General features: G+C 58.4%; 9 protein-coding genes. All 9 read right to left on the minus strand.

The features are described from left to right. Positions 1–21: 21 nt before the first annotated feature. The gene (locus tag BEN48_RS02160; protein ID WP_070732488.1) at positions 22–1,041 is read right to left on the minus strand and encodes an SPASM domain-containing protein; all 1,020 of its coding nucleotides are present in this window, start codon (positions 1,039–1,041) and stop codon (positions 22–24) included. A 149-nt stretch (positions 1,042–1,190) separates the two neighbouring features. Continuing rightward, complete coding sequence (locus BEN48_RS02165) at positions 1,191–3,008, minus strand: TlpA family protein disulfide reductase (RefSeq protein WP_083320677.1); 1,818 nt, start codon at positions 3,006–3,008, stop codon at positions 1,191–1,193. 245 nt (positions 3,009–3,253) lie between these two features. After that, positions 3,254–4,651: a DNA repair protein RadA gene (gene radA / locus BEN48_RS02170; protein ID WP_070732493.1), complete on the minus strand. Its 1,398-nt coding sequence runs from the start codon at positions 4,649–4,651 to the stop codon at positions 3,254–3,256. Positions 4,652–4,877: 226 nt separating this feature from the next. Continuing rightward, the gene (rfbA, locus tag BEN48_RS02175; RefSeq protein ID WP_070732496.1) at positions 4,878–5,756 is read right to left on the minus strand and encodes a glucose-1-phosphate thymidylyltransferase RfbA; all 879 of its coding nucleotides are present in this window, start codon (positions 5,754–5,756) and stop codon (positions 4,878–4,880) included. A gap of 141 nt (positions 5,757–5,897) precedes the next feature. After that, entirely contained in the window at positions 5,898–6,905 is a 1,008-nt protein-coding gene (locus BEN48_RS02180) for an SDR family oxidoreductase (protein ID WP_070732499.1), read from the minus strand. A 100-nt stretch (positions 6,906–7,005) separates the two neighbouring features. Then, a complete protein-coding gene (gene rfbB / locus BEN48_RS02185) occupies positions 7,006–8,061 on the minus strand; it encodes a dTDP-glucose 4,6-dehydratase (protein WP_070732501.1) in 1,056 nt (351 codons plus the stop codon). Positions 8,062–8,171: 110 nt separating this feature from the next. Further along, on the minus strand, positions 8,172–9,197 hold the full coding sequence (gene galE / locus BEN48_RS02190) for a UDP-glucose 4-epimerase GalE (protein WP_070732503.1): 1,026 nt from the start codon (positions 9,195–9,197) through the stop codon (positions 8,172–8,174). 23 nt (positions 9,198–9,220) lie between these two features. Continuing rightward, the gene (locus BEN48_RS02195; protein WP_070732505.1) at positions 9,221–10,516 is read right to left on the minus strand and encodes a nucleotide sugar dehydrogenase; all 1,296 of its coding nucleotides are present in this window, start codon (positions 10,514–10,516) and stop codon (positions 9,221–9,223) included. A 29-nt stretch (positions 10,517–10,545) separates the two neighbouring features. Beyond that, positions 10,546–11,178 carry an acyltransferase gene (locus BEN48_RS02200; protein WP_070732507.1) on the minus strand — a complete coding sequence of 211 codons (633 nt, stop codon included), beginning with the start codon at positions 11,176–11,178 and terminating at the stop codon, positions 10,546–10,548. Between the last annotated feature and the right edge of the window lie 46 nt (positions 11,179–11,224).

The raw sequence follows: 11,224 nt of genomic DNA on the forward strand, positions 1-11,224 counted from the left end.
CAAGGCCAGCGCTGCCGGGAATTACCCCCAAACTTTGGTGCCTTCCGAGCAGTTGCGGCACATATCAATCTGGTCGCGGCCTTTGAGCAGGCTGCCGCGAAACTGCTGGTACTTGGGGCCGCGCCAGAGTTGCCGGAAGGTTTCGGTTTTGAGGTCGCCCTGGCGGTATTCGGCGTCTTTGTCAAAGCAGCAGGGCACTACCAGGCCGTCCCAAGTGATAACGCACGAGTGCCACATTTTCCAGCAGTGGTCGACGAGCTTGTTTTTCAGACTCCAGGTGCCGTTGGCGTTGTTCTCGTACCGCGAGTAGTAGTCGATGGTAGGAATCAAAGGCGAGCCGTGCTGGTGGTCGTAAATCTGCGCGGTCTTGAACCACACATCGTCCACACCCAGGGCTTCGGCCAGCTGCTTGGCATCGTCAATCTGGTGCTCGTTGGGCCGCACCACCAGGAACTGAAAGATGATGCGCGGCGTGCTCGACTTGAGCTCCTTGCGCCATTTCACTACGTTGCGGGTGCCTTCCAGCACCTTCTCCAGCTTGCCGCCCACGCGGTACTGCTGGTACACGTCCTGGGTGGTGCCGTCGAGCGAGATAATGAGGCGGTCGAGCCCGCTTTCCACGGTGCGCCGTGCATTTTCGTCGTTGAGGTAATGGGCGTTGGTACTGGTGGCCGTGTAGATGCCCTTGTTGGCCGCGTACTTCACCAACTCCAGAAACTGCGGGTGCAGATACGGCTCGCCCTGGAAATAAAAAATCAGGTACCACAGCCGGCTGGCTACTTCGTCGATGGTTTTCCGGAACAAATCGGCCGGCAACATGCCCGTGGGCCGCGTGAAGGAGCGCAGCCCGCTGGGGCATTCCGGGCAGCGCAGGTTGCAACTGGTGGTGGGCTCGAAGCTCAAGGCCATGGGTAGGCCATGCATCCGGGCCTTGCCGGTTATTTTGCTCAGAATATAAGACCCAACAACCTGGGCGGTATTCCAGACGCGAAGCGGTGTGGCTTTGGATAAAACATTCAGGCCGTCGGCGAGCAGGGACATAGAAACTGGTAGAAAGCCTAAAAATAAGTCATCCCGAGCGAGCGAAGGACCTTATCGCGTCAGAACAAGTGGCGCTAGAAATGTTCTAACGGCTTTTCTGGCATGATAAGGTCTTCGCTCCGCTCAGGATGACTTATTCTATCGACGCGCTACTTCTTCGTTGTGGGGAAGTCGATGGCGCTGGTATAGGTACTGGCTTTGCCAAACGACTGGTTTATCTCATCAATAGCGGCGCGGCTACTCAGCCGCTTCGGCTTGGTGTTGAGGAAGGTACCATCCTCACCCACCAGCATGTAGGTAGGCACCTCCTGCAGGGCATAGTTCTGGGCCAGGGTTGAGCGTAGCCCTCCGCTGGGCACCCGCACATGCACACCGGGCAGTTTTTTCACGTTCACAAGCTGGCGCCAAGCCTGTTCGTTTTCGTCGAGCGCAATGTTGATAAAGGTGATGTTCTTGCCTTCAAATTTGCGAATCAGCTCCTGGGCGTAGGCCAGGTCCCGCAGGCACAAGCCGTTGGTAGTCTTCCAGAAGTTGAGGTACACCAACTTGCCCGCGTAGTCATGCAGATTTACCGTGTCACCACTTGCGGTGGGCAGCTTGAAATCAGGGGCCGGCGCGCCAATGGCAAAGTCCTTGTGCCGGTCGAAATCGGATTGCAGGATGGCGTAGTATTGGTTCTTAGGGTCGTAGTTGCGGAAATCATCCAGCATTGCCGCCGACTGCTTCACATGGCCAAACCGGAACGACTCCTGCAGGATGCGCCCCAGGATAATGGCACGGGTAGGACCGTTAAGCTTGCGGCTGGCCAGTGCATAGGAAGCCGTATAGAAATCCGGGTCGGAACGCTGGCGCTTTTCCTGTGCCACCGAAAAGTGCACGTAGTTCAGCAGGAATTCATGGTACAACTCGCTCTGTGCCGCATTGGGCTCGTTAAGCAAGCCCGGCTCACGCAGGAAATTGTAGTAAGTAGGCTCTAATTTCAGGCGGCCCTCGGTATTTACCACCTGCTCGCGCAGGTCCTGGTAAGTCAGCCGGTCGTTGGCGTAGGAGTAGACGATTTCGGCATGCGCGTAGTTGTAGAAATCCTGGGTAAACGACTGCTTGGCCGAGTGGTCTTCTAGGAACTCCAATTCGTGCTTGCGGCGGTACTCCAGGAAGGAAAGGAAAGGCGCTTCGTAGAGCTGGATGTTGTCGGGCAGAACCTGAAAACCATCGTTTTCTACAAATTGCGCATCGGCCTCTACCAGGTAGTTGTTAGCGTTGGCCGCCTGCTGCCGGTGGCGCTGCTCATCGGTGAGATTGCCGCGATTCCGCAACTTGGTGGCAAAGCCAGCAGGCACATCATTGGGCTTAAATTTCAGCGTGCCCGACATGTCGGTGCCCTTAAACCGCACGTCGATATCGGTACCGTTATCCAGATACAATGGGGCTACGTCGTCGCCGTACACCAAGTCGGCCTTGGTGGAGCCGCTCACGGGTATTACCAGCTTAAAGTCGCCTTTCTCGCCTATTGCCGCCCGAACGATTCTTTCGCGGGGGTCAAGCGGATTTTCGCGCAGTGCAACGGCCACCGAATCAGTAGTGGAACCGCTGATGCGGCCGGTGAGCACGGCCGTCCCCATGGCCACAGGGGCGCTGGGACGGACGGCGGGGCGAGCCACTGCGGGCGCGGGCATAGCAGGGGCCGTAGCGGCAGCGGGCGCAGCAGCAGGCATTTGCTGAGCCGATGACGGCACCGGTTGCGGCTGCGGCTGCGGTTTTGCGACGGTGGGCGCCTTGGTGGCAGTCGCCGCTTTTTTGACCGCGCCGGGGGCAGTGGTGCGCTTAGCTGCACTGGACGGGGCCACGGATTTCTTCTGAACCACGGCCGGCGATGTCGCCTTGCTTTGCGCCTGACCCAACAGCGGTGCTGCTAGCAAAGCCGTGCCCAGCAAGTAGCGCGCGTAGGTGATGAAGGATGACATCATACTCACTAAAAAACTAGAAGTCGGTGGGGGCCACCGACTGTTAATATGCGACCTGAAATTGCTGCTGACTGTCGAGTTTTGTATAGAATTCGCGGTAAAAGCCTATCAGCTGTCCGAAGATAAGGCATTTTAGTTTATAAAATCCAAATCTGCAGAACATCATCTTCCGAGCGGTTAGGCTTGTTGCTCTGGCAACTCTGGTTTAGGCGTACACTCAGCAACTGATAATCAATCTGCTCTTTAATTTAGCCGAATAGACCGTCGAGTACTTCATCGAGCCGGCTCACGGCGTGAACTTTCAAACCGAAGCGCGCAAGGTCCAGTCCTTTGCCATTGAACTGCGACACGTACATCTCCCGGAAGCCCAGTTTTTCGGCCTCGGCCAGGCGCTGGTCCAGGCGCGAAACCGCGCGAATTTCACCGCTCAGGCCCACTTCCGCGGCCAGGCACACGTTGCCGGGAATGGGTACGTCGTTGAGGGAAGAAACCACGGCCGCGCACACGGCCATGTCCAGCGCGGGGTCGTCGAGGCGCAGGCCGCCGGCAATGTTGAGGAACACGTCGTGCTGACCCAGGCGCAGGCCGGCCCGCTTCTCCAGCACGGCCAGCAGCATTTGCAGCCGCTTGGCGTCGAAGCCCGTGCTGCTGCGTTGCGGGGTGCCGTAGGTAGCGGGCGTCACCAGGGCCTGCACCTCCACCAGCAGCGGGCGGTTGCCTTCCAGCGTGGCCCCAATGGCCATGCCGCTCAGGCTTTCGCCCCGCTGCGAGAGCAGGATTTCGGAGGGGTTGCTCACCTGGCGCAGGCCGTCGCCCTGCATCTCGTAGATGCCCAGCTCGGAGGTGCTGCCGAAGCGGTTCTTGGTGGTGCGCAGGATGCGGTAGCTCATGTGCCGGTCGCCCTCAAACTGCAGCACGGTATCCACCATGTGCTCCAGTATTTTGGGACCGGCAATGCTGCCGTCTTTGGTAATGTGCCCAATGAGCAGTACCGGCGTGCTGGTTTCCTTGGCAAATTTCAGAAACTCAGCCGTGCACTCGCGCACCTGGCTTACGCTGCCTGCGCCGCTTTCCACCAGCGTGGAGTGCATGGTCTGAATGGAGTCGATGACGAGGATATTGGGCTGCACCTGGTCAATCTGCCGGAAGATATTCTGGGTGTTGGTTTCGGTGAGGATGTAGCAGCCCGGGTGTTGGCCGTCGGCCATGCGCTCGGCCCGCATTTTTATCTGCGCCTCGCTTTCTTCGCCGCTCACGTAAAGCACCTTCATCTGGCGCAGGCTCAGGGCAATTTGCAGCATGAGCGTGCTCTTGCCAATGCCGGGCTCGCCGCCAATGAGCACAATGGAGCCGGGCACGAGGCCGCCGCCCAGCACGCGGTTCAGCTCGCCGTCGGGGGTGATGATGCGGGGCTCGTCTTCGGCCAGAATATCACCCAAGGGCACCGACTTGGCGGCCTTCTTGAGGTTGCCGCCGGGCACGGTGCTGGCGGGCTTCCACTGCCCTGTGGTGGTGGCCACGGTTTCCTTTTGAATAACTTCTTCGACGTAGGTGTTCCACTCGCCGCAGGACGGGCAGCGACCTATCCATTTCGACGATTGAGCACCGCAGGATTGGCAGAAATAAACGGTTCTTGCTTTGGCCATATACAGGGAAACCAGCTACTAATGAGCCAGCTTTAGATAAGGGTTTTGGGACTGGAAAAGTGCCGGCAAAAAGGTCATTCGGCGCTTGTAAAGCAAGGTATTGTCTCCTGCAACGCACCCACAGCAGCAGCGCCCCCAACACAAGGTGCCTAACAAAGAATGAGGAATGCAAAACCGACCAGTGGGCCCGGATTTCGCATTCCTCATTCTTTGTTAGGCACCGCTGCTACTCGGCCATTACCAACTGCTCGGGCAGACGCATTAGGTAGTCGCCGTAACCGCTTTTGCACAGCGGCGCGGCAATGGCGCGGAGCTGGTCGGCGTCAATAAAGCCCTGACGGTAAGCCGCTTCCTCAATCGAACCGACTTTCAGACCCTGACGCTGCTCGATGACTTTGACGAATTCGCCGGCCTGCATCAAGCTCTCAAACGTGCCCGTATCGAGCCAGGCGGTGCCCCGGCCCAGAATCCCCACTTTTAGGGTGCCGCGCTTGAGGTACTCGCGGTTCACGTCCGTGATTTCGTACTCGCCGCGCGGGCTCATTTCGAGGTTTTTGGCGATTTCTACCACTTCGTTGTCGTAGAAATACAGGCCCGGCACGGCATAATTGCTCTTGGGCTGGGCCGGCTTCTCCTCGATGCTCAGGGCCTTCTTATCGGCATCAAACTCCACCACGCCGTAGCGCTCGGGGTCGTGCACGTGGTAGGCGAACACCACGCCGCCCTGGGGGTCGTTGTTCGATTTCAGCAATTCTTCCAGGCCCGCGCCATAAAAGATGTTGTCGCCGAGCACCAGCGCCACCTTGTCCTTACCTATAAAGTCAGCGCCGAGCACGAAAGCCTGTGCCAGGCCATTGGGCACTTCCTGCACCACGTACTGGAAATCACAGCCCAGGTTCTTGCCATCGCCCAGCAGTTTCTTGAACTGCTCCTGGTCGTGGGGCGTGGTGATAATCAGCACCTCCCGAATACCAGCCGACAGCAGAATGCTGAGCGGATAGTAAATCATCGGCTTGTCGTACACGGGCATGAGCTGCTTGCTCACAGCCAGCGTGAGCGGATGCAGGCGGGTGCCGGAGCCGCCGGCGAGAATAATTCCTTTCATGAGCGCAGGGTTTCGCTAAGTTTAAAATTTAAGTTTCGCTAAGTCGTAAGCGCAGGGTTTCGCTAAGCTTAAAAATTGATTATCGCGGCGGTTATTGTCCTTTGCGGAACTTGATTTTTAAACTTAGCGAAACTCTGCGCGCTAGTTACGCTCCTGAATGAACTCCTGGTTGGCCTTAAACCACGCCAGCGTCTGCTTCAGGCCTTCGCGAATACGGATTTGCGGCTGGTAACCGAGTAGCCGGTTAGCCTTGGATATATCGGCCAGCGAGTCGCGAATGTCGCCAGGCCGGTCGGGGCCGAACGTGGGCGCCAGGTCCGAGCCGGCTTCCTCGCGCAGGATGTCGTACATCTGCACCAGCGAGGTGCGGTCGCCCACGGCGATGTTGTAGACCTGGCCCAGCGCCTCCGGGTTCGTTACCAGGGCGGCGCGGATGTTGGCTTCCACGCAGTTCTCCACGAAGGTGAAGTCGCGGGTCTGGCCGCCGTCGCCGTTGAGCGTGGGCGCCTGGTTTTGCAGAATGGCGTCGATAAAGAGCGGAATCACCGCCGCGTAAGCGCCGCCCGGGTCCTGGCGCGGGCCGAAGATGTTGAAATACCGCAGGCCGATGATTTCCATGCCGTAAGTGCGGGAAAACACATCAGCATATAGTTCGTTGGCGTATTTCGTAACCGCGTAGGGCGAGAGCGGCTTGCCGATGCGGTCTTCCACCTTGGGCAGGCCGGGGTGGTCGCCGTAGGTCGAACTGGAGGCCGCGTACACAAAGCGCTTCACGCCCGCGTTTTTAGCGGCCGTCAGCATCTGCACGAAGCCGCCCACGTTCACGTCGTTGCTCAGCACGGGGTCGTTGATGGAGCGCGGCACAGAGCCCAACGCCGCCTCGTGCAGCACCACATCTACCCCCGCGCAAGCGGCGGCACAAACGGCCGCGTCGCGGATGTCCCCATCCATAATTTCCAGGGCCGGATTATCGGCGAAGAGCGCCAGGTTTTTGCGGAAGCCGTTGGAGTAGTCGTCCAGCGTGCGCACCTTTTTCACGCCGTACTTCAGCAGGTACTCCACCAGGTTGGAGCCAATGAAGCCCGCGCCGCCCGTGACGAGAAACGTTAATTTGTCGAGCGGCTGCTCGTGAAAAGGATTTTCGTACACTTCGTTTAGTTAAGAGTTATAAGTTGAGAGTTAAGAGTTGATTTTCAAGGGCTGGAGCTACTGTCGTGCAACTCTTAACTCTCAACTTTTAACTGAGGCGCTAGCGCCCCGCGTATTGCTGCTTGTTGTAGTCCTGGTAAGAGCCGCTGGTTACGTGGTTTAGCCACTCCTCGTTTTCGAGGTACCAATCCACGGTTTGGGCCAGGCCTTGCTCGAAGGTTACGCTGGGCTTCCAGCCCAGCTCGTTCATGATTTTGCTGCTGTCGATGGCGTAGCGCATGTCGTGGCCGGCGCGGTCAGTCACAAACTTGATGAGCTTGCGCGAGGTGCCCTGCGCCTGACCGGTTTTCTCGTCCACTACGTCGCAGAGCAGCTCAATTAGCTTGAGGTTCTGCCACTCGTTTACGCCGCCAATGTTGTAGGTTTCGCCGGCTTTGCCATTGTGGAACACTGCGTCAATTGCTGTGGCGTGGTCTTTCACGAAAAGCCAGTCGCGCACGTTTTCGCCTTTGCCATACACGGGCACCGGCTGGCCGGTGCGCAGGCGGTGAATAGCCAACGGAATCAACTTCTCGGGGAAGTGGTTGGGCCCGTAGTTGTTCGAGCAGTTGCTGAGCTTGATGGGCAGGCCGTAGGTGTGGTGCCAGGCCCGCACAAAGTGGTCGGAGCTGGCCTTGGAGGCCGAGTACGGCGAGCGGGGGTCGTAGGAAGTCTCCTCAGTAAACATTTCAGGACCGAAGTCCAACGAACCATACACCTCATCGGTGCTCACGTGGTAAAATACGTGGCCGTCGTAGCCGCCGGGCTGCCATAGGTTGCGGGCCGCATGCAGCAGGTTCACGGTGCCGATGACGTTCGTTTTCACAAAAGCCATGGGGTCGGTTATGCTGCGGTCCACGTGCGACTCGGCCGCGAGGTGAATCACGGCATCGGGCTCCTCGTTAGCAAACAACTGGTCGACGAACGACTGGTCCGAAATATCGCCCTTGATGAAGCGGTAGTTGTCTGCGTTTTCAATGTCGCGCAGGTTCTCCAGATTACCGGCGTACGTCAGCGCGTCAAGGTTGAGAATCTGGTAGTTCGGGTACTTATTAACGAACAGCCGAACTACGTGGGAGCCAATGAAGCCGGCGCCACCGGTAATGAGAATTTTCATAGGTTTGAATGGTTTGTCATGCTGAGCTTGCCGAAGCATCTCTACCGCAATACTAAAATTGATTACATACACAGTAGAGATGCTTCGACAGGCTCAGCATGACGGTCTGATTATTTTTTATCGGCCAACGTTTGCTGCCACTTCCAGGAGCTGGCCAGCGAGTCGAGCAGCGACGTTTCCGTTTTGAAACCCAGAACTTCCGCAGCCTTAGTGGCATCGGCGTAGATGGCGGGCACGTCGCCGGGCCGGCGCGGGCCGATGCTGTAGTTCAGCTTCTGACCGCTGGCTTGCTCGAAAGCCTGCACCACCTCCAGTACCGAATTGCCGTGGCCGGTGCCCACGTTAAAGGTTTCGACGGTGTCGGTGGCTTTGCGGTCCAACAGGCGCTGCACTGCCACTACGTGGGCTTTAGCCAGGTCCACCACGTGAATGTAATCGCGCACGTTGGTGCCGTCCGGCGTGTCGTAGTCGCTGCCGTTGATAGTCAGTTTCTCACGAATGCCGGCCGCGGTTTGGGTGATGTATGGCACCAGGTTATTGGGCACGCCCAAGGGCAGTTCGCCAATGCGGGCCGATGCGTGCGCACCAATGGGATTAAAGTAGCGCAGCAAAATGGTGCGGAGCTTGTTGTCCGGCGCTGCCGACACGTCGTGCACAATTTCTTCACACATCTGCTTGGTGCGGCCGTAGGGCGAGGAGGCCGGCTTGGTGGGCGTGGCTTCCGTCACGGGCAAGGCATCGGGAATGCCATACACGGTGCAGGACGAGGAAAACACCAGGTTTTCAACGCCAAATTCGGGCATCACCTTCAACAGCGTCAACAGTGAACCCACGTTGTTTTGGAAGTAAGCCAGCGGCTTGGCCACTGACTCGCCCACGGCCTTGAAGGCGGCGAAATGAATGACCCCCACAATGTCCGGCTCTGCCGCAAATACCTGGCGCAGAGCAGCCTCATCGGCGCAGTCGATACGATGCGTGGGCACTGCAGTGCCCAAAATGCCCTCAATACCCGCCAAAACCGATTCTTCGGAATTGCTGAAATTGTCTACAATAATCGGCTGGAAACCAGCTTGGTGCAGCTCAACCACAGCATGCGAACCGATGTAGCCCGCGCCACCCGTCACAAGAATTTTCATATTGTTCGCTAAGGACTAAATAATTACAAGCTCCAGTATTGCAGCTCTTTCATTTTACCGCGGTATAGGCCTTTTATGTCCACGAGTACGGCGTTGTCGGAGGTGATGGACTTGAAGTAGGCCTCGTCTTTGGCAGCATATGGGGCGTGGCTCACGGCCACAATCACGGCATCGTAGTCGGTACGCACGTCGTCGTTGTGGGTCAGGCGAAAGCCGTATTCGTGGTGCAGCTCGTCGGAGCTGGCGTGGGGGTCCACGATGTCCACGTTGACCGAGAAATTCTTCAGCTCCTGGATGACGTCGGCCACTTTGGAATTGCGGATGTCCTCTACGTTTTCCTTGAACGTAGCGCCCATCACCAGCACGCGGCTTTTGGCCACGTCCTTGCCTTTCTTAATCATCATCTGCACCGTCTTGCGGGCGATGTAGGCACCCATGTTGTCGTTGGTGGTGCGGCCGCTCAGAATCACCTTCGCGTCATAGCCCAACTCTTTGGCCTTGTAGGTCAGGTAGTAAGGGTCCACGCCGATGCAGTGCCCGCCCACCAGACCGGGCGAGAATTTCAGGAAATTCCACTTGGTGCCGGCGGCTTCCAGCACCTCGTAGGTGTTGATGTTCATGCGGTCGAAAATCATCGACAGCTCGTTCATCAGCGCGATGTTGACGTCGCGCTGGGTGTTTTCAATGATTTTGGCGGCTTCGGCCACGCGGATGCTGCTGGCGCGGTGCACGCCGGCGTCCACCACCAGCTCGTACACTTTGGCCACGGTATCCAGGGCCTCTTCGTCGTTGCCGGACACCACCTTCACGATGCGGCGCAGGGTGTGCTCCTTGTCGCCGGGGTTAATGCGCTCGGGCGAATAGCCCACTTTGAAATCGACGGGAAACTTCAGGCCCGAGAGGCGCTCCATCACCGGGATGCAGTCTTCCTCGGTGCAGCCGGGGTACACGGTGCTTTCAAACACCACGTAGTCGCCCTTTTTCAGCACCTTGCCCACCGAGCCGGAAGCGCCGAGCAGGGGCTTGAGGTCGGGCTGCGCGTGCTCATCAATGGGAGTGGGCACAGCTACGATGTAAAACTGGGCCTGGCGCAACACCTCCAGCGAATCGGTGAAGGTGATGTCGCAGCCTTCAAAATCCTTCTTTTCGAGCTCGCCGCTGGGGTCGATGCCCTGCTTCATCTGGGCCACGCGACCAGCATTGATATCGAAGCCAATAACTTTTAATTGCTTCGCGAATTCGAGGGCGATGGGCAAGCCCACGTAGCCGAGGCCGATGACGGCCAGGGTGGCCTCTTTGCGCAATAGTTGGTCGTACACTAGCTGAGTTATGAATTATGAGTTATGAATTATGAGTTTGCCCGGGGCCGCTTGGGTGCTGCTGGCGCTACGGGGCGTACCGTCTGGCCGGTGGCGCTCAACTCGTAGTGTTCGCCGCTTTCGGGGCAGGTAGCCCGTCGGTTGGTGTCGAACTCGAGGCGGTGGCCGTGGGCACTCATCCAGCCTTGCGGGCGGGCGGGCGTGCCGTATACGAGGGCATACGCCGGAACGTCGTGCGTGACCACGCTGCCCGCGCCCACAAAGGCGTAGCGCCCCAGCCGGACGCCGCATACGATGGTGGCGTTGGCGCCTACCGTCACGCCCTGCTCCAGGTACGTGGTCTGGTATTGCCCGGCGTCCTTGCGAGGCACGGCGCTACGCGGGTTTTTGATGTTGGTAAACACCACCGAAGGGCCCAAAAACACGTCGTCTTCGCAGATTACGCCGCCATAGAGGCTCACGTTGTTTTGCACCTTCACGTTGCGGCCCAGGGTCACGCCGTCGGCCACGAACACGTTCTGGCCCAGGTTGCACTGCTCGCCCAAATCGGCGCCGGCACAGACGTGGCTGAAATGCCAAATGCGGCTGCCCTGGCCTATCTGACAGCCCTCGTCGAGGATGGCGGTGGGATGGGCGTAGTAATCAGCAGCGGAATGAGGCATTCGGGGCAAGCGGGTGGTTTAGCCCGCAAAGGTACGGCAGCGAGCG

The organism is Hymenobacter glacialis (assembly GCF_001816165.1).
GTDB classification, from domain to species: Bacteria; Bacteroidota; Bacteroidia; order Cytophagales; family Hymenobacteraceae; genus Hymenobacter; species Hymenobacter glacialis.

Bases quoted from the DNA above. Each gene is read 5' to 3' on its own strand.
- BEN48_RS02160 (WP_070732488.1), bottom strand. From the start codon at position 1,041: ATGTCCCTGCTCGCCGACGGCCTGAATGTTTTATCCAAAGCCACACCG.
- BEN48_RS02165 (WP_083320677.1), bottom strand. From the start codon at position 3,008: ATGATGTCATCCTTCATCACCTACGCGCGCTACTTGCTGGGCACGGCT.
- radA (WP_070732493.1), bottom strand. From the start codon at position 4,651: ATGGCCAAAGCAAGAACCGTTTATTTCTGCCAATCCTGCGGTGCTCAA.
- rfbA (WP_070732496.1), bottom strand. From the start codon at position 5,756: ATGAAAGGAATTATTCTCGCCGGCGGCTCCGGCACCCGCCTGCATCCG.
- rfbB (WP_070732501.1), bottom strand. From the start codon at position 8,061: ATGAAAATTCTCATTACCGGTGGCGCCGGCTTCATTGGCTCCCACGTA.
- galE (WP_070732503.1), bottom strand. From the start codon at position 9,197: ATGAAAATTCTTGTGACGGGTGGCGCGGGCTACATCGGTTCGCATGCT.
- BEN48_RS02200 (WP_070732507.1), bottom strand. From the start codon at position 11,178: ATGCCTCATTCCGCTGCTGATTACTACGCCCATCCCACCGCCATCCTC.